The sequence below is a fragment of the Micrococcaceae bacterium Sec5.1 genome (assembly GCA_039636795.1).
Classification (GTDB): domain Bacteria; phylum Actinomycetota; class Actinomycetes; order Actinomycetales; family Micrococcaceae; genus Arthrobacter.
The window spans coordinates 4,094,213-4,119,390 of the sequence record CP143430.1; the positions used below are offsets into that span (position 1 = coordinate 4,094,213).

25 protein-coding genes and 2 tRNA genes are annotated in these 25,178 nt (G+C 62.4%); 9 read left to right on the forward strand and 18 right to left on the reverse strand.

Annotated elements, in window-relative coordinates; translation table 11 throughout:
* Nucleotides 1-100: 100 nt before the first annotated feature.
* Nucleotides 101-1,243 carry an aspartate-semialdehyde dehydrogenase gene (gene asd / locus VUN82_18695; GenBank protein XAS71094.1) on the forward strand — a complete coding sequence of 381 codons (1,143 nt, stop codon included), beginning with the start codon at nucleotides 101-103 and terminating at the stop codon, nucleotides 1,241-1,243.
* A 23-nt stretch (nucleotides 1,244-1,266) separates the two neighbouring features.
* Here the strand turns inward: asd and VUN82_18700 are convergent, their stop codons facing one another.
* The gene (locus VUN82_18700) at nucleotides 1,267-1,584 is read right to left on the reverse strand and encodes a DUF559 domain-containing protein (protein XAS71095.1); all 318 of its coding nucleotides are present in this window, start codon (nucleotides 1,582-1,584) and stop codon (nucleotides 1,267-1,269) included.
* A gap of 272 nt (nucleotides 1,585-1,856) precedes the next feature.
* Here VUN82_18700 and VUN82_18705 point away from each other — a divergent pair, with 272 nt between their 5' ends.
* Nucleotides 1,857-2,255: a hypothetical protein gene (locus VUN82_18705; GenBank protein ID XAS71096.1), complete on the forward strand. Its 399-nt coding sequence runs from the start codon at nucleotides 1,857-1,859 to the stop codon at nucleotides 2,253-2,255.
* A gap of 212 nt (nucleotides 2,256-2,467) precedes the next feature.
* Here the strand turns inward: VUN82_18705 and VUN82_18710 are convergent, their stop codons facing one another.
* Nucleotides 2,468-3,610, reverse strand: a complete 1,143-nt coding sequence (locus VUN82_18710; GenBank protein ID XAS71097.1) for a winged helix DNA-binding domain-containing protein — start codon at nucleotides 3,608-3,610, stop codon at nucleotides 2,468-2,470.
* A gap of 86 nt (nucleotides 3,611-3,696) precedes the next feature.
* Between VUN82_18710 and VUN82_18715 the strand changes: the two genes are divergently transcribed.
* Nucleotides 3,697-4,176 carry a hypothetical protein gene (locus VUN82_18715; protein XAS71098.1) on the forward strand — a complete coding sequence of 160 codons (480 nt, stop codon included), beginning with the start codon at nucleotides 3,697-3,699 and terminating at the stop codon, nucleotides 4,174-4,176.
* 25 nt (nucleotides 4,177-4,201) lie between these two features.
* Here the strand turns inward: VUN82_18715 and VUN82_18720 are convergent, their stop codons facing one another.
* The 5 genes from VUN82_18720 to VUN82_18740 form a co-directional block, all read right to left on the reverse strand.
* Nucleotides 4,202-5,269, reverse strand: a complete 1,068-nt coding sequence (locus VUN82_18720) for a UDP-N-acetylmuramate dehydrogenase (GenBank protein ID XAS71099.1) — start codon at nucleotides 5,267-5,269, stop codon at nucleotides 4,202-4,204.
* Nucleotides 5,270-5,306: 37 nt separating this feature from the next.
* Nucleotides 5,307-5,744, reverse strand: coding sequence for a MaoC family dehydratase (locus tag VUN82_18725; GenBank protein XAS71100.1), 438 nt, complete (start codon nucleotides 5,742-5,744; stop codon nucleotides 5,307-5,309).
* 2 nt (nucleotides 5,745-5,746) lie between these two features.
* A complete protein-coding gene (locus tag VUN82_18730) occupies nucleotides 5,747-6,208 on the reverse strand; it encodes a MaoC family dehydratase N-terminal domain-containing protein (protein ID XAS71101.1) in 462 nt (153 codons plus the stop codon).
* A 43-nt stretch (nucleotides 6,209-6,251) separates the two neighbouring features.
* Nucleotides 6,252-6,476: a DUF3188 domain-containing protein gene (locus VUN82_18735; protein ID XAS71102.1), complete on the reverse strand. Its 225-nt coding sequence runs from the start codon at nucleotides 6,474-6,476 to the stop codon at nucleotides 6,252-6,254.
* Nucleotides 6,477-6,561: 85 nt separating this feature from the next.
* On the reverse strand, nucleotides 6,562-7,227 hold the full coding sequence (locus tag VUN82_18740; GenBank protein ID XAS71103.1) for a DUF2797 domain-containing protein: 666 nt from the start codon (nucleotides 7,225-7,227) through the stop codon (nucleotides 6,562-6,564).
* Between VUN82_18740 and VUN82_18745 the strand changes: the two genes are divergently transcribed.
* Nucleotides 7,222-7,386: a hypothetical protein gene (locus VUN82_18745; GenBank protein XAS71104.1), complete on the forward strand. Its 165-nt coding sequence runs from the start codon at nucleotides 7,222-7,224 to the stop codon at nucleotides 7,384-7,386. The genes VUN82_18740 and VUN82_18745 overlap by 6 nt on opposite strands.
* 98 nt (nucleotides 7,387-7,484) lie before the next feature.
* On the opposite strand, the gene VUN82_18750 is transcribed toward VUN82_18745, so the two are convergent.
* Nucleotides 7,485-8,348 (reverse strand): CoA ester lyase, encoded by an 864-nt coding sequence (locus VUN82_18750; protein ID XAS71105.1) that lies wholly within the window; start codon nucleotides 8,346-8,348, stop codon nucleotides 7,485-7,487.
* 358 nt (nucleotides 8,349-8,706) lie between these two features.
* Here VUN82_18750 and VUN82_18755 point away from each other — a divergent pair, with 358 nt between their 5' ends.
* The 4 genes from VUN82_18755 to VUN82_18770 are packed head-to-tail and all read left to right on the forward strand — an operon-like array spanning nucleotide 8,707 to nucleotide 12,623.
* Nucleotides 8,707-9,762, forward strand: a complete 1,056-nt coding sequence (locus tag VUN82_18755) for an ABC transporter substrate-binding protein (GenBank protein XAS71106.1) — start codon at nucleotides 8,707-8,709, stop codon at nucleotides 9,760-9,762.
* Nucleotides 9,763-9,764: 2 nt separating this feature from the next.
* Nucleotides 9,765-10,673 (forward strand): ABC transporter ATP-binding protein, encoded by a 909-nt coding sequence (locus VUN82_18760; GenBank protein ID XAS71107.1) that lies wholly within the window; start codon nucleotides 9,765-9,767, stop codon nucleotides 10,671-10,673.
* Nucleotides 10,673-11,632 (forward strand): ABC transporter permease, encoded by a 960-nt coding sequence (locus VUN82_18765; protein ID XAS71108.1) that lies wholly within the window; start codon nucleotides 10,673-10,675, stop codon nucleotides 11,630-11,632. Before VUN82_18760 ends, VUN82_18765 begins: the two co-directional genes overlap by 1 nt.
* Nucleotides 11,633-11,684: 52 nt before the next feature.
* Complete coding sequence (locus VUN82_18770) at nucleotides 11,685-12,623, forward strand: TauD/TfdA family dioxygenase (protein ID XAS71109.1); 939 nt, start codon at nucleotides 11,685-11,687, stop codon at nucleotides 12,621-12,623.
* Nucleotides 12,624-12,708: 85 nt separating this feature from the next.
* Here VUN82_18770 and VUN82_18775 read toward each other — a convergent pair whose 3' ends face one another.
* From VUN82_18775 to VUN82_18790, 4 genes are all read right to left on the reverse strand, one after another.
* On the reverse strand, nucleotides 12,709-14,463 hold the full coding sequence (locus tag VUN82_18775; GenBank protein ID XAS71110.1) for a glycoside hydrolase family 13 protein: 1,755 nt from the start codon (nucleotides 14,461-14,463) through the stop codon (nucleotides 12,709-12,711).
* A 76-nt stretch (nucleotides 14,464-14,539) separates the two neighbouring features.
* On the reverse strand, nucleotides 14,540-15,451 hold the full coding sequence (locus tag VUN82_18780; protein ID XAS71111.1) for a carbohydrate ABC transporter permease: 912 nt from the start codon (nucleotides 15,449-15,451) through the stop codon (nucleotides 14,540-14,542).
* Entirely contained in the window at nucleotides 15,451-16,395 is a 945-nt protein-coding gene (locus VUN82_18785; GenBank protein XAS71112.1) for a sugar ABC transporter permease, read from the reverse strand. The genes VUN82_18780 and VUN82_18785 overlap by 1 nt, the downstream gene beginning before the upstream one ends.
* Before the next feature lie 24 nt (nucleotides 16,396-16,419).
* A complete protein-coding gene (locus VUN82_18790; GenBank protein XAS71113.1) occupies nucleotides 16,420-17,694 on the reverse strand; it encodes an extracellular solute-binding protein in 1,275 nt (424 codons plus the stop codon).
* 229 nt (nucleotides 17,695-17,923) lie between these two features.
* On the opposite strand from VUN82_18790, the gene VUN82_18795 reads away from it, so the two are divergent.
* Nucleotides 17,924-19,147, forward strand: a complete 1,224-nt coding sequence (locus VUN82_18795) for an ROK family protein (protein XAS71114.1) — start codon at nucleotides 17,924-17,926, stop codon at nucleotides 19,145-19,147.
* Nucleotides 19,148-19,183: 36 nt separating this feature from the next.
* On the opposite strand, the gene VUN82_18800 is transcribed toward VUN82_18795, so the two are convergent.
* The 6 genes from VUN82_18800 to VUN82_18825 form a co-directional block, all read right to left on the reverse strand.
* A complete protein-coding gene (locus tag VUN82_18800; protein ID XAS71115.1) occupies nucleotides 19,184-20,755 on the reverse strand; it encodes a Na+/H+ antiporter in 1,572 nt (523 codons plus the stop codon).
* A gap of 128 nt (nucleotides 20,756-20,883) precedes the next feature.
* Complete coding sequence (locus VUN82_18805; protein ID XAS71116.1) at nucleotides 20,884-21,540, reverse strand: NAD(P)-binding oxidoreductase; 657 nt, start codon at nucleotides 21,538-21,540, stop codon at nucleotides 20,884-20,886.
* Between the two features lie 86 nt (nucleotides 21,541-21,626).
* Nucleotides 21,627-21,700 (reverse strand) — tRNA-Met (locus tag VUN82_18810).
* A 61-nt stretch (nucleotides 21,701-21,761) separates the two neighbouring features.
* Nucleotides 21,762-21,833: transfer RNA gene (locus tag VUN82_18815), tRNA-Thr, on the reverse strand.
* A gap of 118 nt (nucleotides 21,834-21,951) precedes the next feature.
* The gene (locus VUN82_18820) at nucleotides 21,952-22,413 is read right to left on the reverse strand and encodes a LysM domain-containing protein (protein ID XAS71117.1); all 462 of its coding nucleotides are present in this window, start codon (nucleotides 22,411-22,413) and stop codon (nucleotides 21,952-21,954) included.
* A gap of 222 nt (nucleotides 22,414-22,635) precedes the next feature.
* Nucleotides 22,636-24,807 carry a DEAD/DEAH box helicase gene (locus tag VUN82_18825; protein ID XAS71118.1) on the reverse strand — a complete coding sequence of 724 codons (2,172 nt, stop codon included), beginning with the start codon at nucleotides 24,805-24,807 and terminating at the stop codon, nucleotides 22,636-22,638.
* Nucleotides 24,808-25,178: the final 371 nt, after the last annotated feature.

The following is a 25,178-nucleotide window of genomic DNA, read 5'->3' on the forward strand; positions in this document are numbered from 1 at the left end:
TGCCGGCTTGCCTGCCGCTGTGGGCGAGTGCCGGCGTCGTGCATTGCGTGCGTGACGTAACCAACAGCGGCACTTTGCTGCGAAAGTTTAGACTGGGTAAATGACTACAGCAGCTAATCCGTCCGTTGGACTGGTCGGTTGGCGTGGCATGGTCGGCTCCGTCCTGATGCAACGTATGCAGGACGAGAACGACTTCGCCAACATCAACCCGGTATTTTTCTCCACCTCGAACGCAGGAGGTGCCGCCCCTTCCTTTGCTGACGGGGCTGGCAAGCTCGAGGACGCGTTCGATATTGAGACGCTTGCCAAGCTGCCGATTATTGTCACCGCCCAAGGTGGCGACTACACCAAGCAGGTTCACGGCGAACTCCGTAGCCGCGGCTGGGATGGCCTCTGGATCGATGCTGCCTCCACCCTGCGCATGAATGACGACTCGATCATCGTGCTCGACCCCATCAACCGCGACGTCATCGACGCCGGCCTGTCCGGCGGCGTGAAGGACTACATCGGCGGCAACTGTACGGTTTCCTGCATGCTCATGGGCCTTGGCGGACTGTTCAAGAACAACCTGGTCGAATGGGGCACCTCCATGACGTACCAGGCTGCCTCCGGCGGCGGCGCCCGCCACATGCGCGAGCTCCTGAACCAATTCGGCACCCTCAACAACGAGGTAAGCAGCGAACTGCAGGATCCGGCCTCGGCCATCCTGGAAATCGACCACAAGGTCCTCGCTGCCCAGCGCACTGGCGTTGACGCTACCCAGTTTGGCGTTCCGCTGGCTGGCTCACTGATTCCCTGGATCGATGCCGACCTCGGCAACGGCCAGTCCAAGGAAGAGTGGAAGGCTGGAGTGGAGACGAACAAGATCCTCGGAACGGGCAAGGGCACCGCGGGCAAGAACCACATCGCCATGGACGGCCTGTGCATCCGCATCGGCGCCATGCGTTCCCACTCCCAGGCCCTCACACTCAAGCTGCGCGAAGACCTGTCCGTCACGGAGATCGAAAACCTCCTGGCCAAGGACAACGAGTGGGCCAAGGTTGTTCCGAATACCAAGGAAGCCTCCATGGCGGACCTCACTCCTGTGGCTGCCTCCGGCACCCTTGACATTCCCGTTGGCCGTATCCGCAAGCTCGAAATGGGCCCGGAGTACATCAGCGCCTTCACCGTGGGCGATCAGCTCCTCTGGGGTGCAGCTGAGCCGCTGCGCCGCATGCTGAACATCGTGACGGGCAAGCTCTAGGCCCTTTCCGCGCTTCTACGTCGTCAACCCGCTGTTCCGTTGCTGCCCAGCAACGGAACAGCGGGTTTTCTACGTTCTACCCGTGGTACGTCCAGCGCCTCCTTGAGCTTCCGGTCCACGTCCCAAGGCCGGCTGAGATCGTCCCATTCGATGCGGACCACTTTCCACCCCTGGGCTTGGAGTGCCTTCTCCCGCCTGCGCTCCTCGAAAATCACTTCCTCCGTTGGTGCGTACTCGAAGTACTTGGCACGGCCATCAAACTCCAGAATCACTTTCTGCTGCTCCCAGCCAAAATCTCCGCGATAGTTGCCCAGTGGCGTCGCGACATCCAACTGCAACACGGCGCCCACTTATCCAAAAGCACCCGGGTGCGGGTCTCCCCGACGGATTCGGAACTTGCATCCATGAACCCCAAGACACGGCGCAGTCGACGGGTGCCACGGGTGATCCTGCCGTTGTCCAGATAATCCTGCATCTTCCCGGGATCTGCGCCGAGACGAAGAGCATGATCGGCAATGACAACCGCCCGTTCAAAGTCCAGCGTCCGTGCACAATCGATCGCCGTGCGCTCCAGAGTCGTGGTCTGCGCCGGTCTCTGCCATGGCGTCTGCACTTGAACAATCTCGTCAGGGACCAGACATCCCGCATGGGCTGCGACGTCGCTTCCCGAACTTGCCTTAGCCGGGGAGAAGGGCGTCGTCACGTGTACCAGCGGCCCGCCCTCCCACTCGTGGCAACCGTGGAGGCGGGCGGCGCTTACATGGCTGTAGATACTTCCACCCAGAGTGCTGCACTGGTGGGCCTGGATCCGCAGCAGGTCCTGTTCCCAAGGTTTGCTTCGGCGCCATTGATCCATGCGCACGTACGCACCCCGCCTCAACCTGAGGAGCTTTCGATTCCGAACACCGGCCGTGAGGACGCGGTCGCCGAGGCCGCCGCCAACGAGCTCGGGAGTCGAGGCCACTGGGGATTCCGGCCAGTGTGCAGTGATCAGGGCATCGAGTTTTCGTAGTTGCATGGGACTATCGTGGCCAACATCTGCGCCCCGTTTGCAGGGCCTGAGAACCGTATGTGGACAACTTCGTTGGGGAGCCGCTTATTCGTTGTTGGCCAACCACTTAATAGCGGCTAAGCAACGGGCTAGGACGGTGTCAGGAGAGTGTCGGTGCCATGACAGGGCGGGCTGGGGCAGGACAGGCTGGCTGGCTGGGACAGGGCCGGGCCTCAGCCCGCCATGAACTTCAAGTAAGCCCGCCCCTGCGCCTGGAACGAACGCTCCGCAGCCGGCCCCAGCTGCCCTTCGAACGGCTCAGGAACAACGCCGGGCGCCTTGCCGTTGCCGGTCCTTGCCCAAGTGCCCACCACTTCTCCCCCGGCCACGATGATTCGCTTGAACACGCCGTTCTTGCCCGGCACCACCAATTCAGCATGCTCGGGCGCGAGGACGAGGCTCCGGTCCTGGTAACCGAGCAGGAATTCATCGAAGCCAGGAAGAGCCAGCAAGGCGCGCGAGCCGGGGACGCCGTCGTCGAGCAGTGCTGCTGTTTCAGGCGAAAGCCAATAGCTGGCACCGCCGAAGGGCAGCTCCACCAGCCGGTCCTGAATTGAGGCGAGGGCCTTGCGCGCTTCCGTGAGCGGCACTTGGCTCCACCAGGCAAAATCCTTCACCGTCGCAGGTCCGTGGCTCCGGACGTAACGCAAGAGGAGCTCCTCGATGCCTTCCTCGCGATCAAGGTCCCTGGAATCCTTGATCCACTCGTCGAAGGGCACAAACAACTGTTGGACGCCTACTTTGCCGCGTGAACCAGCCATGGGTCCTTGCACGAGCCACGCACGCTGGCACAGGCTCCCGAGCAGATGGATGCCACGCTGGGCCTTGGTGATCTGGCCGGCTTCCTCGAAGGCTTCAAAGAGCTGCTCGCGCGTGGCGCCGCGTCCGCCGTCGGCCGTCTTGAGGGACTCCAGCGTCTTGAGTGCGATGTCCCGGCAATGGCTGATGTCCTCGGCGGTGATGCCAAGCTCCCGATGCCGCCCTACCACCAAGTTCATGAGTCGCGGACTGGTGATTCGCAAGATCCAGCGGAGGTCCTCCGGTGCCAGCAGATGCAGTGTTCCCCGCATTGGCCATGACCGGACTATGGTTCCGGCGTCAAGGGCCGCGCGGACGTCGGACGCGGCTGATCCGGGGACACGCTGCCCCACAGCCCACAGCGCGGATCCGAGGTCCTGCGCCTGCAAGGCCGTCATCCAGCGGACCGCATCCGGCACTGAGGCAAAACCGCCATTGAGTAGGCCTTGGCTGGCAAGCCGAAGGCGGCCCATGACTCGTGGGGTTACAGCAACAGGACGCGTATCGGGTGCAGGCATGCTCCATCCTAAAAGCGCCCTGCCGTTACAGGGAACCTTGCAAGCGCTCCCAGCAGCCTTCCAGCAGCGTTTCCTAGGATGGATTCATGCTCTTTGGTGATCTTGCCCCGCTTGTGCGGCCGCTCAGCCGATGGCTGGCGGCGGCCGGCTGGTGCTGCGCCGTCGTCGGGCTTGGAACGGGACTCGTTGTGGCCGTTGGTACCGGAGTCAGCCTTACGCCTGCCATGCAAGTCATCCAGATGGCGGGGCTGGTGGCGACTGCCACCGCCGCCCTGCTCATCGGTACCGCAGCCGCCATCCAACCTGTTGCCGACCCCGGGGACGACACTCCGGAACCCTGGTTCTACCCCGCGGCCGCAGCACAAGTACGCAGCTTCCTGCTGGGTGCCATCGTGATGCTCCTGGGCCTGGTGGGCTTCGCCATGGCTGGGCTCTTCATGCCTAGCGGCCCTTCACCGCAAAGTATTGCCTTCAGCCAGATCTTCTTGCTGGGATCGGTGAGTTGCGGGCTGACCTTCCTGCTGCTCAATAAAGTCCTGCCTATCGCGGTGCGAGGCACACGCTAGTCCCGCCGCGGCTCGCTGTGTCGCGCTAGAGGGAAACGCCGATCAGCAACGGTTCGGGGTGCAGCTCAATGCCGAAGCGATTCACGACGCCGGCACGCACTTCGCGCGCGATAGCCACCATATCCGACGCCGAGGCCGAGCCACGGTTGGTGATGGCCAAGGTGTGCTTGGTGGACAAGGATGCCCTGCCACCGGAAACACTGGTTTCATCGAGTCCGAAACCCTTACCGAATCCCGCGTGATCGATGAGCCAGGCAGCCGAAAGCTTTACCAATCCGTCCTCGCCTGCCGGGTACTTCGGCGCGTTCTCCGGCAAGGCAGCGGCACGTTCAGCCGGAATGATCGGGTTGGTGAAGAACGAGCCCGTGGAGTAAGTGTCGCGGTCTGCGGCGTCAAGGACCATGCCTTTGGACGCGCGGAGCCGGAGGACTTCCCGGCGGACATCGTTGGAGTAGGCACGTTTGCCCGCCTCCACGCCCAGCACGCGGGCGAGTTCACCGTATCGGATGGGGGCGCTCATTCGTCCCAGCGGCAATTGGAACTCAACAGTCAGCACCACGTAGCGCGGAGAACCTTCCACCGTGGTCTGCTTCAGGATGGAATCCCGGTAGCCAAACTTGAGTTCTGAATTGGTGAACGTCTGAACTGTATTGCGTTGCCGGTCCCAGGTCCGCACGGCGGCGATGGTTTGCGAGACGTCCGCACCATACGCGCCCACGTTCTGCACCGGCGTGGCACCTGTGGCCCCCGGGATGCCGGACAGAGCCTCAAGGCCGGACCAAGCATGCAGGACCGAGTGCTCCACCAGTGCATCCCAATTATGGCCGGCCTGAACCACCACGGACACGCCGCCGCAACTGTCTTCCGAGTCCACAGTGAAGCCCTCGGACGCAATCTTCAGGACGGTGCCGGGGTAGCCCTCGTCCGAGATCAGGAGGTTGGAACCGCCGCCAATGATGAGGAGTTTCTCGCCCGCAGCGTCAGCGGAGCGCACGGCGTCGATGATTTCAGCCTCGGTACGGGCCTCTACATAGTTTCCTGCGGGGCCGCCGACGGCAGCCGTGGTCAGGTGGGAAAGCAGTGTCTGGGTCACCCATCAAGCCTAACGGGGATTGAACTGCTCACTTGGTTCAAGAGACCTTGACGACTGCTTGGGACTTCATGAGGACTTTCTGCCCGGCGGCTACAACGGTGAGGTCGATGCGCGCGGTGCCGGCCTCGGCGTCGAGCGCTCCCACTACACCGGTGACATCGATAACGGCACCGGCCTCGTCCGTTCCGGTGGTGTCAGTGACCAGGACCGGCTTGGTGAAGCGCGTCTGGTAATCAACGACGGCGGCGGGGTCCCCTGCCCAGTCGCTCACAAGCTGCACCGCCGAGCCCATGGTGAACATACCGTGGGCAATCACGCCGGGCAGCTCAACGGAGGTCGCAAAAGCTTCATTCCAGTGGATGGGGTTGAAGTCCCCCGAAGCGCCTGCGTACCTGACCAGGTCCTGGCGGGTGACCTCAATGCTGCGGGTGCCGATTTCCTGGCCGACCGTCAGTTCTTCGAATTTCGGGCTCATGGTTACTGTCCCTCTCCGCGGACCAGGATGGACGAGGTGGTGGTGGCTACTTTTTCACGGTCATCGTTGCCGTCGAGGGCGAAAATCTCCGAGCGCGTTGTGATCATCGCGCCGCCGCCCATGGCCCGTACTCCGTCAACATGCAGTTCAGCCACGAGGCGGTCCCCGGCCACAATGGCGCGGTGATGGGTAAAGCGCTGGTCCGCGTGGACCACGCGGGAGAAGTCGATGCCGGACTCGGGGTCCTCCACAAGCTGGGCGTCGGCGCGCTGGGCAACAATGATGGCAAACGTCGGCGGGGCTACAAGATCGCTGTGGCCCATGGCACGTGCTGTCTCAACATCGAAGTGCGCAGGATTGCTGGCCTTCACGGCCTTCGCAAATTCGCGGATCTTCTCACGGCCGACGTCGTAAACCTCTGCGGCAGGGTAGCTTCGGCCCTGCAGGTCCGGATTGATACTCATGGTCCAACCCTATCGGGCCAGCGGACCCCAGGTGGTGTTGCGACTACTTCTTGTAGCTCTTGCGGATCTTCTGGCCGCGAACTACGAGCCCTGTGACATGGAGCAGCAGCCCCACGCCGATCACGGGCAGGGAGGCAATGGCCAATCCCTGGTTCCCGGTTGTGTTTCCGGCGATGGAAAGGATGAGCCCGACGGCGATGAGCCCCATGGCGCTGAAAACCAGCGTTTTGTAGGCGGTGGACGAGGTGGCCCAGAATTCGTTCAGCACCGTCCAAGTCTACCGGTGCCCGTTGCGGGGCCCGCTCTACGCCCCAAAACCCATTAATAGCCCGCACACCAGGTCCCACAAGGAATTAGAACAACGAATCCTGCAGGGCGGGGATTTCCGTGACGTGGGGGCCGAACTCGATCTTTCGTCCCTTCAACGCGCCCAGGTCCGCCACGAAGCTGCCCTCAACCTCGTTGCCCTCGGCATCGGGGAGACCGGCCAAGGCGATGGCACCGGAAAGTGAGTGGATCCGCAAACCATGCCCGCCGCCGTCGAACGCTGCCGGGTAGGGGTGGCGCGAAGAACCGGCGGCACGAACGGTGCAGAGCCGGTCAGCCAAAGCCGGCCGCTCCCACTCTTCCTCCACAAGGGCGAACCCGGTCATGGCAAGTCCGCTCAGCAAGCCGCGCACCTGTGCGGCATGGCGGCGATTGGTGGCAACAAGCTCGACGCCGGGACGCGGCTCAACGAGCGACGCCGCCTTGGCAGCGGAACGGACCTGCTGGACGAGCCCAAGTTCGCGGGTCACAAGGTCCTCAAGCACTCGAACAACCCGGCCGTCCTCGGCGAGGGCAACATAAGAAGCGTGCACGGCACCTTGCTCGGCCAACCGGTTCCACTTGCGCGGCGCCGAGGCGGTTCCGACCTTGGTTGCCCCATTGGCGAACGTTGCAACGTACAGCCAGTGGGGCTGCATGAGGTAAGCACGGAGGCCGGCGGGCACTGTGCCGCCCCGGTGGAAGTCATGCATGAGCCGGGAATCGTCCCGGGCAAAGCAGGCCCCGCACTGCTTCCCACGCTCGGCTGGGGAACCGCTGCGGCAAGGAACATGGGTGCGGTCGCCGGGCCCGTGGACCTTGGTATGGCCAAGGCACCACACGCCGGGCAGGACGCGCAGGCCCAGGGTTGAACCCGGGGCCAACGCAACGTCAGTGAACTCCCCGTCCGGCCGCAGCACCCTCAAAGCCGGTGAAGAGGAGTCCCAAGCTATGCCGTGGACCAGCATGGCTACAGGGAGGGCTGAACCCCGAAGGCAACTGCGAGCTTCATAATCTTCTCGGCGCGGCCAAGGCGTGGGAGGTCCGAACCGTCTCGGATGACCCTGCCGTTGGCTTCGAAGTCGCTCATGAAGTCGGTTGCCCAGGCAACGTCCGACGGGGTGGGGCTGATGACCTCATTGATCACGGTGGTCTGGTCGATGGCCAGGCACAGCTTGCCGGTCATGCCCATGGTTACGGTGATGCCGGTCTGCTCGCGAAGGATGGGGTGATTGGTCCCGACCGTGGGGCCATCAATGGGGCCGGGCAGGTTGCCCACTCGGCTGGCAACGACGAGCTTGGCGCGCGGGTAGGCCATGGCCTCGGGGGTAGCGGCCATGCCGGTGTCGCGGCGGAAGTCACCGGAACCGAACGCCAGGCGGAACGCACCCTGGGCCTTGGCAATGTGGTTGGCTTCCTCGATGCCGAGGGCCGACTCAACCAGTGCAATGACGGGAGTCTTGCCGTCCATGCGGTGGTAGGACTCCGTGACCTGGTCCGCGGACTCGGTCTTGGCGAGCATCACGCCGAGCAGGCCCGGGGTGCCGCGGAGGCCGGCGAGGTCGTCGGCCCAGAAGGGGCTGGTGGCGTCATTGATGCGAACCCATGCCTGGCCGCCGGACCTCAGCCAGTTCACGACGTTCTCGCGGGCCGCGTCCTTCTGGGAGGGGTCAACGGCGTCTTCGATGTCAAGGATGATGGCGTCTGCCCGTGAGCCCGCGGATTCGTCAAAAAGCTCCGTCTTCATGGCGTTCACAAGGAGCCAGGAGCGGGCGATATCGGCGGGAATATTGCGGGTAGGCCGAATGGATTCGGCGGCGATGCTAGACGTCATGTATCTACCGTATCCGGCAAGCGGCCCGCAGGGCGAAGAAATCCGCCCGGTTGTGAGGATCAATACGAACTAAAGCCCTTATGACTGTGCCCGCGCCCAGTATGACCGCCCGACGGCGGCACGCGCCATCCGCTTCTTCATTCGGCTCAATGCTGCGACTTTGTTTCCGTCGATTGCATTTCATGGCTTCGCGTTGCGCCCCGTTGCCCGCTGTTTCACAGCATTTCCCGCCATTTCCCGCCGTTTCCCACCATGACCGCGGAGCTTTCCACCGGCGGTGCAGATGGGCTTACATCGTTCCCAAGCCGGTCAACGTACGGCTCCCCAACCGAAACACAATCATTCGAAAGTAGCTCCCATGAAACTGCACCTGCCCCTGCTGAGCGTCGCGGCCGCCGTCGTACTAGCGCTGACGGTGTCCGGCTGCGGCGGTGCAGCCGAAGCCGGACAAGCCAACCAACCCGGCAACGAGGTCAAGGAACTCCGCTACCAAGGCTCCGCCAACAACGTGACCTTCCCCGAGCTTGCTGCAGACCTCGGCTATCTGGGCGACCTGAAGCTGAACTGGGTGGGCAATACCACCAGCGGCCCCCAGGACATCCAGTCCGCAGCCACCAACCAGACCGACTTCGGTGGCGCATTCTCCGGAGCGGTGGTGAAGCTCATCGAAGCGGGCGCCCCCGTGAAGGCCGTGGTCAACTACTACGGCTCGGACGAGAAGACCTTCAACGGCTATTACGTGAAGGCGGACAGCTCCATCAAGGGACCGCGTGACCTGATCGGCAAGAAGATCGCGGTCAACACACTGGGCGCACACCACGAAGCGGTCATCAATTCGTACCTGACGCAGAACGGTCTCAGCCAGGACGAGATCAAGCAGGTCCAGCTCGTCCCGTTGGCTCCGAACGATACCGAGGAAGCCATCCGCCGCGGCCAGGTGGACGCGGGAACCCTTGGTGGAGTGCTGCAGGACCGGGCCATCGAGGCTGGCGGACTACGTTCGCTGTTCAGCGATGTGCAGTTGTTCGGCAACTTCGCAGGCGGCCAGATCGTGCTCCGGAACGACTTCATCGAAAAGAACCCGAACACCACCCGCACCTTCACGACGGGTGTTGCTAAAGCCATCAAATGGGCAGCAGAAACACCCCGCGACGAAGTCATTGCCCGCTTCACCAAGATCATCGAAAACCGCGGACGCAATGAGAGCACGGCCAACCTGAAGTTCTGGAAGAGCCCGGGCGTGCCGGACAGCGGTGTGATCAAGGATGAGGACTTTACCCGCTGGGAGGCGTGGCTGAACTCCGCCGGGATCGTGAAGGACACGCTCACGCCGTCCAAGTACTACACCAATGAATTCAACGATCTCGCTGGCGCCACGAGCAGCACATCGACTGACGCAGCCAAGAAGGGATAGCCATGACAGCCAAAATCAGCCTCCGCAATGTGACCAAGCAATTCACGGTCCGAGCTACGAAGTCCACAGCCGCAACGACGCTCACGGCCATCGATTCGCTGAGTCTGGACGTGCGCGACGGCGAGTTCCTCACCTTGGTAGGGCCAAGCGGTTCCGGAAAGACCACGCTGCTGGATCTGCTCGCGGGTCTCTCGACGCCCACGTCCGGCGAGGTGCTCGTTGACGGCAAGCCTGTGACGGGTCCCGGCAAGGACCGCGCTGTGGTGTTCCAGCAGTATGCACTGTTTCCTTGGCGGACAGCTTCGGCCAACGTGTCCATCGGCCTGGAAGGAGCAGGGCCGGACGGCAGGAAACTGAACCGGCGCGAACGGGCAGCGAAGGCCAAGGAGTATCTGGCACTGGTCGGGTTGGCCGGGTTCGAGGACCGGTATCCTCATGAGCTCTCCGGCGGCATGAAGCAACGTGTTGCCATTGCCCGCAGCCTGGCTTACGAGCCCGACGTCCTTCTGATGGACGAGCCTTTCGCGGCATTGGACGCGCAAACCCGCGAACAGTTGCAGGACGAACTGCTGCGCATCTGGAAGGCCACCGGCAAGACGATCGTGTTCATCACGCACGGCATTGACGAGGCCGTTTACCTCGGCGAGCGCGTAGCTGTGCTGAGCGCGCGGCCGGGCCGGCTGAAGGAAATTGTGGACATCAACATCCCCGATCGCGACGGCGAGGACGACATCCGCTCCCACCCGGCCTTCGTCGAGCACCGGCATGAGGTATGGACGCTGCTGCACGATGAGGTCCGTCGTGCGCAGGACGCGGGGCACCGGAAGATCCTCCCGGACGGCAGCGCACCTGATGAACCGTCAACCGTCACTAAAGAGGGAACCGTCACCAGTGAAAGGACTGCGGCCTGATGAGCACCACATTGACGCAGACAGAAACCGCGGCGGCAGCGCGCAAGGCAAGCGTCACGAGCGAGCCGGGTACCGCCGTCGGGCCTTCCGGTACTGCTGCCGCACCCGGGCAGGACACCACTGCCCAGGAAACCACCGCGCAACGTTCGACGGCGGTCCTCGCCACCGTGCGCCGGGTTACGGCAGCAGCCGGTTCAGGCGTGTGGAAGTCCGCAGGCATCCTGGCCTTCCTGGCACTGTGGGAACTCGGGCCGACGTATCTGGCCAGCCCGTCCACCAGAGTATTCCTGCCACCGTTGCACGATGTGCTGTTGGCATGGGGCAAGCTCTTTGAAGCGGGCACCATCCAGGGCCACATCGCAGCGAGCCTCACCAGGTCAGTAACCGGTTTCGGGGCGGCGCTCGTTGCAGGTGTGCTGCTGGGACTCCTGATCGCCTGGTATGGACGGCTCAACGCAGTCCTCAACCCCTTGCTGGAGCTCTTCCGCAACACGGCCGCACTGGCCCTGCTGCCCGTGTTCACGCTCCTGCTGGGCATCGGCGAGGAATCCAAGATCAGCATTGTGGCTTACGCGGCCTTCTTCCCGGTGCTGCTCAACACGATTGCGGGCGTGAAAACCGTGGATCCGCTGCTCATTCGGGCCGCGCGCTCGCTGGGACTGAACAGTTTCCAGCTCTTCCAGAAGGTCATCCTGCCGTCGGCCGTACCAACGATCTTTACCGGTATCCGGATGGCCGGCACCGCGTCCATCCTGGTGCTGATCGCCGCCGAAATGGTCGGCGCCAAGGCCGGACTTGGCTACTTGATCGTGAACGCGCAGAGCAGCTTCCTGATCCCTGATATGTACGCGGGCATCCTCACAGTCTCGTTGCTGGGCCTTGGCGTGAACTTCCTGTTGGTCGCCCTGGAACGCCACTTCTCCCGCTGGCGGACGGCCGTGGGCGCGGACGCACACTGAAAACCACCCCCGTGGCACCTGCCACAACCCATCACAAAGTAAGGAAAGAATAATGACCGTCATTACCGAAACCAAGCTTGAATTCGCCAAGCTAGGCTCCCGCATCGGCGCGGAAATCCGAGGACTCGATATCAGTGGAGACCTCAGCGAGGACACGATCGCGCAGATCCGGGGCGCGCTCAACGAGCACAAGGCCCTGGTATTCCGGGAAGCCAACATCCTCACCGACGAAGCCCAGGTGAAGTTCGCGAGCCATTTCGGCCCGCTCACCAAGGCGCACCCCACGGTTGCGTCCGTGGAAGGTGAAGAAAATGTCTTGCCGGTGGACAGCGAGAACGGCTCCGCGAACAACTGGCACACGGACGTGACGTTCGTGGTCAATCCGCCGCAGGCCTCCACGTTGCGGAGCATCGACCTGCCTGCCTACGGCGGGGAAACGCTCATCGCTTCCTCCGCTGGCGCCTACCAGGACCTGCCGGAGGAACTGCGCAACTTCGCGGATACCCTGTGGGCCATCCACACCAACGATTACGACTACTCAGTGCCCAAAAACCTTGAGCATTCCAACGCGGAAGAGCGACGCAAGGAATTCACCCGCCTGAAGTTCGAAACCGCCCACCCCGTGGTGCGGGTCCACCCGTTGACCGGCGAGCGCGGATTGTTCATTGGGGGCTTCGCGCAGCGGCTTCGGATCGTGGGCTTGTCCAACACTGAATCCCGGGACATCATCCGGCTGCTGCAGGCTTATGTGACGCGCCCGGAGAACGTGGTGCGCGTGAATTGGGAGCCCAACCAGGTTGTCCTGTTCGACAACCGGATCACCCAGCACTACGCCCCGGACAACTACGACGGGCAGCCGCGCAAGCTCAATCGCGTCACTATTGCCGGCGACATTCCTGTGAGCATCGACGGCAAAGCAAGCCAGGCCATCCAGGGTGATTCCAGCACCTACTCAGTGGTGGCCCCGGTGACCGTCGCCACCGTTTCGTAGGGGCGCTTATGTGTTGCTGCTGTAACGCATCTGAGTCGCAGTTAAGCACAACTGCGACTCAGATGGGTTTAAGGGATGGTGGCGCTTACGCGTCGCGGACCACCCACGCGGTGGTGTCGGCCGGGAGCAGGCCGCCTTCCAGCGGTCCGCTGCTCACGACGACGGTACCCATCGGAAGTGCGAAGGGCTCACTTCCGAAGTTGGTTACCGTTTCCCAACCACCCGGACGGCTGAAGTGCAGGACGTCCTGGTTTCCGGTCTCAACCCATTCGAGTTCCTCGTCGGTCTGCAGTTCCCGGCGCAAGCGCAGCGCTTTGCGGTAAAGCTCCAGCGTTGAGCCTTCACGTCCTTCCTGCTCGGACACCGCGTAGTTTGCGAACCATTCCGGCTGCGGCAAGTGTGCCTTGGCTTCTCCGAAGCCAAAGGAGGGTCCTTCTGAGGTCCACGGCAGCGGGACCCGGCAGCCATCGCGGCCGATCTCCACCCCTGGGTTGCGGTAGAAGGACGGGTCCTGGCGCTCGGAGTCCGGGATCTCAGCTACTTCCTGCAGGCCAAGCTCTTCGCCTTGGTAAAGGTAGGCGGAGCCGGGCAGGGCGAGGAGCAGCAACGTGGCGGCGCGGGCACGGCGCAAGCCGAGTTCGACGTCGAGCTCTTCCGCAGGCGCGCCAGCCAGCAGCCAGCCTTTACCGTCCTGGCCCTTTGCCTTCGTGGCCGAGACATCCTGGGCGGCGTTGGTTCCCTGGGCAACTGAACCACCCTTGGGCAGTCCGTAGCGGGTGGCGTGCCGAACGACGTCGTGGTTGGAGAATACCCAGGTGGAGGACGCCCCGGTTTCCTTGGCCGCGATCAGGTTTTCCGTGATGATCTTTCGGAAGGAAGGCGCCTCGAAGTCGGCCTGCAGGAGGTCGAAGTTGAAGGCCTGGCCCAGTCCCTCGGGGCTGGCATAGCGGGCGCGGCGGGATTCGTGGACCCAGGCCTCGGCGACGGCGGTGCGCGGCGGGTTGTACTCGTTGAAAAGCTTGCGCCACTCCGCGTAGACCTCGTGGACTTCGTCGCGGTCCCAGAACGGGTGCGATCCGTCCACGAAACCATCGGTGCCATGAGCCCGGGCCTCGAGGTCTGCCTTCATCGGCAGCGGCTCGGAGAGATCCTTGGCCATGCCGTGGGCGACGTCGATGCGGAAGCCGTCCACGCCGCGGTCGGACCAGAAGCGCAGGGTCTTCAGGAAGTCCTCGCGCACCTCAGGGTTGTCCCAATTGAAGTCCGGCTGCTCCTTGGCGAAGATGTGCATGTACCACTGGCCGGGAGTGCCGTCAGGTTCAGTGATGCGCTCCCAGATGGGTCCACCGAAGACAGAGTCCCAGTCCGACGGCGGCAACTCGCCATTTTCGCCCCGGCCGTCCCGGAAGATGTAGCGTTCCCGCGCAGCAGAACCCTTCGGCGATGCCAGCGCCTCCCTGAACCACTCGTGGCGGTCCGAAGAGTGGTTGGGAACGATGTCGGCCACCAGCTTGATGCCTGCGGCATGCAGTGCCGCTGCCATCTCATCGAAGTCTTCAAGCGTCCCCAGTTTGGGGTCCACGTTGCGGTAATCGTCGACGTCGTAGCCACCGTCCGCGAGCGCCGACGGGTAGAACGGGCTCAGCCAAACGGCGTCGATCCCCAGTTCCTTCAGGTACGGAACCTTGGCAGTGATGCCCTTGAGGTCACCGATGCCGTCACCGTTGGAGTCGGCGAAGCTGCGCGGGTAGATCTGGTACACAGCTGCCTGGCGCCACCAGTTCGGATCAGCCATTCGCTCTTCGTCGGTACGGTGTGCCTGAGTGGCGGAAGTGCTCACGAAACTCCTTTGATTTAGAATCTAAATTTATGTCCCGGACCAGTATGAAACGCTGGGCACGGAAGGTCAACATCCACTAGCCCTTAACGGCACTTTGTGTCACGCCCGCCATGACCCACCTCTGCGTGAAGAGGTACGCGACGATCGCGGGTGCCATCGCCATCAGGTAGGAGGCGAAAGACACGTGGTAGTTGTTGCTGAACTGCGTCTGGAACAGGTTTTGCCGCACAGGCAGGGTCTGCAATGCAGGATCGGAAATGATCAGCGACGGCATCATGAAGTCATTCCACGCATAAAGGAAGGCGAAGATCCCCACGGTTGCGCTCATCGGCGCCAACAGCGGGAAAATCAGCTTCCAGAATGTCTGCCATGTTGTAGCGCCATCGATCCGAGCACTCTCTTCCAGTTCCATGGGGATGGAACGCAGGAATGCAGTGAAGAGCAGCACGCTGAAGCTCAGTTGGAACATGGTGGCCAAGAGGATGACGCCGAGCGGGTTGTCCAGCCCAAGACGACCGGTGAGCTGGATCTGCGGCAGTGCAACCACCGGGAACGGAATGAACATCGCCCCAAGAAGGTAGAAGAACGAGTACCTGAACAACCGGCGTTCCCAATTGCGCACAATCGCGTAGGAGGCGAACGCAGAAAGGACGATGGTGGCAAGGACAGTCCCTGCGGTCACCAGCAATGACATCGCGGCACCCACGGGAAAGTTCGTCAGGGTCCAGGCCTGGATGAAACCGTCGAGGCTGAAGGGTGCGGGAAATGAGAAGGCATTGCCGTCCACTGCCTGCCCCTGGGTCTTGAAGGCCATGGACACCGTGACATAGAGGGGAAGCAGCACGGTTACCGCGCACAGGACGAGGACCGTGGTTGCCGGCCAATTGACCCGCTCGAGGGCCGCAGCCGACCGCCGTCGGCTGCTTGGAGCGGTGCCGGGTTCAACGTGGGAGGACTCCCCGATTGCGAGGGTGGTTTCTGTGGTCATCAGAGTGCATTCCGTCCGCGAGTCAGCGAGAGCTGCAGGAGTGAGATAAGGATGGCGACCACGAAGAAGATGGTTGCATTGGCCATCTGGTAGGCGTAGTCGCCGCCATTGAAGCCGGCGATGACAGTCATCGCGATGCTTCGGGTGGAGGTCCCCGGGCCGCCGTTCGTCAGCCCGACGATGATGTCGTAGGCATTGAGGAAGCCCTTGAACCCAAGAATGATGTTGATGACCACGTAACCGGCCACCAACGGAAGGGTGATCTTCAGCAGCTGTTGGAATTTGCTCGCCCCGTCGATTTCTGCGGCCTCATAAACGTCCCCGGGCACAGCAACAAGGCCCGCAATGTAGATGAGCAGCGCCCCGGGTACTGCCTGCCAGGCTGTGACAAGGACAATCGCAATCCACGCGAGGTCGGGGTTGGCGAGCAGGCTGCTCTCCAGCCAAGGGATGCCTGCTGCAGCACCCGCGGCAGGCAGGGAGTTCGAAAACAGGAAGTTGAACACGTAGGCGATGATGATGCCGGAAACCACCATGGGGATAACGAAGATGGTTCGCAGTGCCGACTTCATCCGGATGCGCGAGGTAAGCCCGACTGCAAGCAGGAAGGCGATCACGTTGACGGCGATCACGGTGACGATGGAGAACCCGAAGGTGAACAGGTAACTCTGCAGGATAGCGGGGTCACTGAAGATCGCGATGTAGTTTGTCAGGCCGATGAACTCCCAATCACCTATTCCGATGGAGTTCGTGAAGCTGAAGAAGATACCGATGATGCCCGGAATCGTGATGGCGAGTGTGAACAGGATGAGGCTGGGCACGAGGAAAAAGTAGAAGATCGGTTCCACACGCCGCCTGCTGCGCTGGGTTTGGGGACGCTGCTTTTGGCGCCCCTGCTTTTGCAGGCTCTGCCTGGATGTGGTTGAGGTGCTGATGCTGGACATGTTTCTGACTTCCTATGTTCTGCACTACTGGCGGAAGGCCAGGCGCGCCCAATCTGCGTCGAGCGTGCGGAGGGTGGATGCAGGGGACGCGCCAAACACGATTGCCTGCGTATAGTTCATGATCGGGATGGTGCGCGGAACGAGCACCGAGGGGCCCTGGTAAACCTGCGATTTCTCGTAGTACTCCACCATTCCCTCAATCCGGGGGTCCGGGACGTTTGCAGAATCCTTGGTGGGCGTGAAGCCCAACTGCGATTTGTTGTAGGCATCGATCACCTCTGGCCTGTACAGGTACTCGAGGAAGTTACGTGCAGCATCCTTGTGCTTGGACGCTTCCGGAATCCACGCTGCCAGATCCACATTGACGCGGACGCGCAGATCCTTTGGATCTTCGGTCATCGGGAGGGGAAAGGTTCCGAGCTTGAGGTCCGGGGCGGTCTTGGCGATCTCGCTGAATGCCCACGGGCCCTGGAGGTACATGGCCGCCTTGCCCTGCGAGAAAGCAAGATTACCGTCACCGTAGGCGCGGCTTGCAGCATCCTTGTTGACGTAGTTCTTTGCGAGCGTGAGCATCTTCTCGACTGGCTGGTTGAAGTCTTTCTGGAATGACACGGAGGATTCCGGCCCAACCTCCGTGCCTTCGGCAGCAAGCTTCTTGAAGAAGTCAATGGTGTCCACCTGCCCACCTACCGAGTAGTCAAACCACCCTTGAGCGATCGTCCAGTCGTCCTTCCACGTGGCATAGAACGGCGTAACCCCAGCGGCTTTCAGCGCTTCACACGCCGCGACCATCTCGCTCCAGGTCTTCGGCACCGCGATGTTGTACGCAGCGAAGATCTCCTTGTTGTAGATCACCGAGGACGCCATGACCGAGTACGGCAGGGCACTGGTCCGGTCCGGATACGAACCGTACTGGTCCATGAGCGGTTGGAGGTCTTCACGGACGCGGGAGGCTGCTTGCGTACCGGACAAGTCGCTCAACGCTCCGCGCTGGACAAAGCGGGACGTCTCCATGTTGTAGTTCGCAAGCGCGATGTCCGGTGGATTGCCGCGGACGAAGCTGGCGGACACGACGTCGACACCCGAGGTGTCAAGCACCACCTCGGTTTTGTTCTGGGAAGCGTTGTAGTCGGCAACCAGCTTGGTCATGAAGCCGATGGCCTCCCGCTTGCTGAAGGTGAAGCGGATGGTCTCTTTGCCCGGTTCCCCGGTACAGCCCGAGAGAAGGCCGGCGAGCAGAGCCAGACCCACGCCCATCGCTGCCATGCGTTTCTTGCGCGTAGCTTTCACAGACTCCATAGTCCTTTCGTCTTGCGGACCCCCAGTGGCCGCTATGCCTTGGGGGAGGTGGTCGCGTTCAACCTCCGACTTTAGATAGGAGGTAAATTTATGACCTATCGCTAGTATTTAGTGAGGAGCGCCACACGGTCAAGCTTTTGAGGAAATGCGTCGCCATCTAAATTTATGTACTAAATTTAGAGAGACCGCTCTATCACTCTGGTAGGCGGCTGGAAAGTGGGAGCATCGCATGCTGATCGGGACTGCGCCGTCAACACAGCTGGTTCGTAGGGTCAATGCCGGCGCGATGCTCAAGGCCATGCGGGGTGCCGGCGTCGTAACAGGCACGGAACTCATGGCTTCTACCGGGCTCTCCCGCGCCACCGTCATTTCCATCTGCGACGAACTCGTCCGGCTCGGCTGGCTCCAGGAGCTGGAAAACCAGCGAGGGGCCGGAGATTACATAAAGGGCAGGCCGGCGCGCCGCTTTATCTTCGACGACAGCGCGGCCAGCGTGCTTGGGATCGACATCGGCGCCAACAAGATCACGGCCATAGTGGCTGACATGGCGGGAACACCTCTGTCGCAAGTCACGATGCCCTTCCGTACATACATTGTGCCTGCCCATGAGCGCGCGGATGTGCTGGACCGGATCGCCGCCGATGTCCTGAAAAAGGCCGGCGTATCTGCAGACTCGGTTCTTGCTGTGTCTGTGGGAGTGGCTGCGCCGGTAAGCCGCGACGGCGAGGTTCTCACCGTCCAGGAATTCTGGAAATCCTTCGATGTCCGCCAGATTGTTTCAGAGCGGCATGGCTGGCAGGTACTCCTGGAAAATGACGCCAACCTCGCAGCCCTCGCGGAACGGTGGCAAGGCACCGCGCAGGGAGTCGACAACCTCGTGGTCATGCTCGCCGGCGACCGTCTGGGTTCCGGCATCCTGGAATCCGGCCGTTTGCTCCACGGGCAGCTGGGTGGCTTTGGGGAACTCGGATATCTGGATACGGTGGACGGCGTGGGCGACACCTACGGCATCGCCCACTACGCTGTGTTGTGGGGACGGGAAGCCCTTTCTGGCAGCGAGACCACCAAGCTGCGGGAACTTTGCGAGGATGATCCTGCAGCGCTCACAGCAGAGATGGTTTTCAAGGCAGCCGCGGAGGGAGACCCGGCCGCCCGTCACGCCCTGGGTCGCGTGGCGCACCGCATGGCCCGCGTGATCGGGTCAATCAGTACCTTGGTCAACCCTGAGCTGGTAGTTATTGCCGGAGCCGTGGCAGCCTCTGCCCATGCCCTGATCCCAGCCATTGAGAAGCAGTTGCCGGACTTCACGTTCACTCCCCCGCGTCTGGCAACCTCCACTCTGGGCGACGGCATTGTGTCCCTCGGCGCGATCCGCCACGCCCTGGACTACGTCGAGGAACACGCACTGGACCTCTCCCCCTCGTCATTGCCTAAGCGCGCGGACGCTTCCTGATCTTGTCCAGCGCCGGCTGGAACCCGGGGCTACGCGCTATTCCGGCATTGACATGGTGCGCAGGTCCAGCTGTCTCAGAACACGATCTGCCACTTCCGGATCAGTCCCAGGCTCATTCCGCGCCTCCACCACTTCCTGGCGGGCGGCATCCAGCGCAATCGTCTGCACGGCAATGGCAAGCTCACGCCCTCGCTTGCGTTTCTCCGCCGCCGATTCGTTGCGCAACGTCCCATCCAGCAGCTCTGCATGGAGCCGGCGCATCTTTTCCTTGACCAGTGCCACTTTGTCCGCGGGGAGTTCCTTCATGAGCTCGTGGTCCTTCAGCGCCGACACCGCCGCCGACTGGGCACGTTTAGCCAGAACACGTGCCGCGTCCTTTTCATGGGAACCGTCCTCCGTGGCTTTGAGGACCCGCATCAGCCACGGAAGTGTCAGGCCGGGCAGTACCAAGGTGGCCAGGAGCACGGCGCAGGCGATGACCAGGATTTCGTGCCGCGCGGGGAAGTCACTGCCATCAGGCAAGGTCACTGGGAGCGCCAAAGCGAGAGCCAGCGTGGCCAGCCCACGCATTCCACACCATGTCAGGATGAGTACTTCCTTGGGCGAGGTTGGCTGCAGGAGATTCCGCCGCTGATGGGCGGTTAGCGCAAGCAGCCCGAGCCATAGGTAGCGAACAACGAACACCAGGATGCAGATCACCACAGCAACGCCGATCATCCCGAAAATCGCCGTCCCCTCGTCACGGATGACGTGACGGATCTCCAAGCCCACCAGGCCGAAGGCCAGTCCGGTCGCCAGCAGCTCCACCACGTCCCAGAACGCAGTCCGCGTGATGCGCTCAGCAGCGTCCTGCGGCCGCGCGTGGCGTTGCAGTTCCAAGGCGGTCACGACGACGGCCACCACACCTGAAGCGTGGAGCTCTTCCGCCAGGATGTACGCAGCGAACGGAACCACAAGCGTGACCGCACTGCGTGCCACCATGGAGGTCACCAGCTTGGTGATGAACTTGGTCAGCCAGCCCATGGCGATGCCGATGACCACCGCCAAGGCCGCGCCCACCACGAACTGCAGGATAACGTTAGGCCCCACCTCGCTACCGGAGACCGTGGCGGCTACCGCTGCCTGGAAGATCACAATGGCGGCGGCGTCATTGAAAAGGCCCTCACTCTGCAGAACAGTAATGAGCCGCCTGGGCATGTGAACGCGGCCAGCCACGGACTCGACTGCGACGGGATCCGGCGGCGCCACCATGGCTCCCAAGGCAATAGCTGCCGGAATCCCGATGCCAGGAATCATGAGCCACGCAGCACCAGCCACCACTGCTGTGGAGACCACCACCAAGGCGACAGCCATGAGGAGCAGCGTCCGCCACCGGACCCGGAAAACGGCCCAGGAACTCTTCTGCGCGGTGGCAAAGAGCAACGGTGGGAGGAAGATTGGCAGGATCAACTCCGGCGAAATCTCAAACTCAGGAAAGCCGGGAATGAACGTGAGCGCAACAGCCAAGAGCAGCATCAGGACCGGATAGGGAAGCCGAAGCCTGTCGCCCAAGCCCACGGCCAGCACCGTCGCAAGCAGCAATCCGATAATGAGTGCCAGCTGATCCATGTTCCCGCTTCCCCAGAAGTTGTACGTCGCGTCTGCGTACAATGCCGCGGAAGCTACCTACAAACCTATCCCGGGGTCCACGCATCCCTTGCCACGTCAATCCGCGATCACGTCAATCCGGGCTCACGTCAATCCGCGGTCAGGGCATCCACCACGTCAACTGTTCCATCCTTGAAAGTGATGGTCCGGTGGATAGTGCCAGGAAGTTCCAAGACAGCAGCGGCTACCAGGGCAACGTTCGCACGGGAAGTCTTGGTGTCGTTGCCAGGGTTTGCCGGGTTGACCTCGATCAGCCCGGACGCCGGCTCCTCCGTCAAGGTCCCCGGCCCCAGGACCGTCCAATCCAACCCACTATTACGCAGGTAGTCATCAGCCGCTGCTTTGGACTCTGCATAGGGGAAGAAAGGGTGGTCCTGAGGAATGCCGTGATCCTTTGCGCTGCCTATGTAGGACACCATCACGTAACGCGTGACGCCGGCTTCCTTGGCTGCGTCCATGGATCGGATGGCGGCGTCCCGGTCCACGGCATACGTCCTGGCCGGATTACCCCCACCAGCCCCTGCCGACCAGACCACGGCGTCGTGGCCCTTCAGCGCGTGGGCGAGTTCCGCCGTCGTCGAGTTTTCCACGTCCAGCACCTGCGCAGTGGCGCCGGTCTCCGTGACTTCTGCCACATGATCGGGATTTCGAATGAACGACGTGACATCGTGACCTTCGCCACTAAGAATCCGGGACAGATGAAGGGCCACTTTGCCGTGGCCGCCAATGATTGCGATTCGGCTCATGCACCCATTCTGTCCCACATGGGAGGGTGGCGCGGGCGGGGAAATGAAAAGACCCCGCAGACGAAAATCTGCGGGGTCTTGCTCTGTAGCGGTGGGGAGGCTCGATCTCCCGACCTCACGATTATGAGTCGTGCGCTCTAACCAACTGAGCTACACCGCCACGAATGAGAAAAACCTGTGTCAAGCCGGTCAAAACCGCCTTGACACAGGCCCTCATTCAGAGCCCCCCACCGGAATCGATCCGGTGACCTCGTTCTTACCAAGAACGCGCTCTACCACTGAGCTAGGGGGGCAACGAGTAAATACTCTACCGGACGTTTTCAGAAGCTACAAATCGGCGAAAATCCGGGAAAAAACGGCGTCGACACAATTTGCGCAGACGCCACTTTCCTGATCCAAATACCGCCCAAATCAGGGCAGACGGAGGACCTGTCCGGGATAGATGAGATCCGGGTTAGGCACTGTGTCAGCATTGGTTGCGATCAGGGCTGCGAGGTCCACTCCGAACTGCGCAGCGATGCCGCTCATGGTGTCACCGGGTTCCACTACAACCTCCGTGACGCGTGGGGCGACTGGACCGCGCTGCCCTGCCTCGGCAGCGGCCTCAGAGGCTGCCTGTTGGGCCAGTGGCTGGACCTCCGGCGCTCCGGGCTCCAAGCCCGCCTGCTCGGCGATCTGAGCGCCTGCAGCGTTGGCTGCCTCCTGCTGCTCGGCCGCTTGGACTGCAGCAGCTTCTGCGGCGGCCTTGCTCGAAGCAGAAGCATCGACGGCGGCAGTATCCTCTGCGGCCTGCGTTACGGCCGTCTGGTCCTGTTGGCCGTCGCCCTTTCCGCCCATTCCCAGGTTCTTCTTCAAATTGTCGAGCAATCCCATGGGGAACCCTCCTGCATTCAGCGTGCGACCGTCAGGCTCTTCGCAGCTACGCGGCTCGTAGCACTTTGATCGTACGGCGGCTCCCCGTGGCATGGAACCCGCCCTTGTTCGTCCCACCCGCCCTTGAACGGAGGGAATGCCGAACAAGAGCGGGAATTGTGGGATTAAACGCCACAGGGGGCCGGCCCGAAAGCCGACCCCCTGACGGGAACTACTTAGTGTTTACCACTTGCCCTTGCGGTTGAAGTCGCGGTGTCCGCCTTCGCCACCGCTGCGGGGCTTGCGGGCGCCGTCGCCGTGTCCACCGAAGCGGGAGCCGCTGGACTGGCCACGGTCTCGATCGCCGAAGCTGCCTGCAGTGCGCTCGGAGCGGTCGCTGTACGTGCGGCCGCCACGGTCAGCAGAGGAACGCTCGCCACCTTCGGACTTGCGGAAGTCCTTCTTGAACCCACCGCTGCCCTTGAAGTTGCCGCCTCCACGGTTTTCGCGGTCGCCGTAGCCACCACGGCCACCGGCGCCACCACCGGAGTAGCTGCCACGGTCGCCGCTGGGCTTGCGTCCGTTGTCCAGCTCGAGGTTGATCAGTTCGCCACCAATGCGGGTGCGGGACAGTGCGCGCAGCTGCTCGGGGCTCAGGTCGGCCGGAAGCTCCACCAGGGAGTGGTCCGAGCGTATGTCGATGCCACCGATTTGTGCGGAAGAGATACCACCTTCGTTGGCAATGGCGCCCACGATGGAGCCCGGCATGACGCGCTGACGGCGTCCGACGGCGATCCGGTAGGTGGCGTTGCCCTCGGTGAGTGCACGGGTCGGGCCACGGGAGCCGAAGCCGTCCTTGGAGCGTTCGCGCTTCTGGTACTCAGGAGCTGCAGGCAGTTCCTTGACCAGCAACGGCTGTCCGCCCTGTGCCATGACGGCAAGTGCAGCAGCGATCTCCGAGGCCGGTACGTTGTGCTCTTCCTCGTAGGAGGAGATGAGGTCGCGGAATGCTGCAACATCCTCGGACTCAAGCGTCTCGGTGATGCGCTCGGCGAACTTGCCCAGGCGCAGCGTGTTCACGGTCTCGGCCGTGGGCAGGTGCATCTGCTCCACCGGCTGGCGCGTGGCCTTCTCGATGGAACGCAGCAGGTACTTCTCCCGAGGCGTCATGAACAGGATGGCGTCACCGGAACGGCCTGCACGGCCGGTGCGGCCGATGCGGTGGACGTAGGACTCGGTGTCGTGGGGGATGTCGTAGTTGATGACGTGGCTGATGCGCTCAACGTCAAGACCACGGGCTGCGACGTCGGTAGCAACCAGGATGTCGATGCGGCCTTCCTTCAGCGCGTCAACAGTGCGTTCACGCTGCTGCTGCGGGATGTCGCCATTGATGGCGGCAGCCTGGAAACCGCGGGCCTTCAGCTTGTCAGCGAGGTCCTCGGTGGCCATCTTGGTGCGCACGAAGGCGATAACGCCGTCGAACTCTTCGACCTCGAGGATGCGGGTCAGGGCGTCAAGCTTGTGCGGGCCCATGACCTGAAGGTAACGCTGCTTGGTGTTGGCACCGGTGGTGGTCTTGGACTTCACCGAGATTTCAGCAGGGTTGTTCAGGTACTGCTTGGACATGCGGCGGATCTGGCCCGGCATGGTGGCAGAGAACAGTGCAACCTGGCGGGTTTCCGGAGTCTGCTGGAAGATCTGCTCTACATCATCGGCGAAGCCCATGCGCAGCATCTCGTCAGCTTCGTCCAGCACCAAGTACTGGAGTTCAGAGAGGTCAAGGGAGCCCTTGGCAATGTGGTCGATCACACGGCCGGGGGTACCGACAACAACCTGTGCACCGCGGCGCAGGCCGGCCAGCTGGGGACCGTAAGCGGAACCACCGTAAACCGGGAGCACGGTGAAATCGTCAATGTGCTTGGCGTAGGAAGTGAACGCTTCAGCAACCTGGAGGGCGAGTTCACGCGTCGGCGCCAGGACCAATGCCTGGGTCTTGCGGGACGGGCCGTTGAGGTCGTGCAGCTCAGCCAGGCGGGACAGCGCAGGAACAGCGAAGGCTGCGGTCTTGCCGGTACCGGTCTGGGCCAGGCCGACGACGTCGCGGCCTTCGAGGAGCAGCGGGATGGTGGCTGCCTGGATGGGGGACGGCTTTTCGTAGCCGACATCCTGCAGTGCGGCCAGAACGCGGCCATCGATGCCAAGATCGACGAAGCGGACGCCTTCTTCTTCCTCGTCTTCTGCCTTGGGGGCAGGAGCTTCGGTGAAGGCGGGGGCTGCAGACTCGGGTGCAGCGTTCTCGACGGGGGCAGCGGCGGTAGCCGGTGCTTCTACTACGGTGCCTTCAGCGGCGGTCTCTGCTACGTCAGCAGACTCAGCGTTCTGGGCGTCGAAGTTTTCGTTGAGATTTTCGGTCATAGGGGGAAATTCCTCATCCATAGGGCAGTCGGCGCGGCCCGGTTGGGCTTGGCCGCATTACTCGTCGCGAAGAGCCAGGCAAAGGTGCCCTGCTTTCGCAAGAAGTCCGGCGCTATCGCAATCCCATGGCAGGACTTCCCGCTGCATCTCTTGGCTGCTATCCCAGCAGTCTGTACAGCGTTTTCTTTAGCCGGCTCTCCCTATGAAAATGCCCGCACACATTTGCGGGCCCCAACACTTACCAGTCCTGCCTCAAGAATTGGGCAGGATAAAGGGATTTCCGGAGTGGGGGATATTTCAAGTGTAGGGCACAGAGTGCCCTCACCGCGAGTTGAGTCCTGATGAAGACGGGTGAGCTTGAGCACACCCGG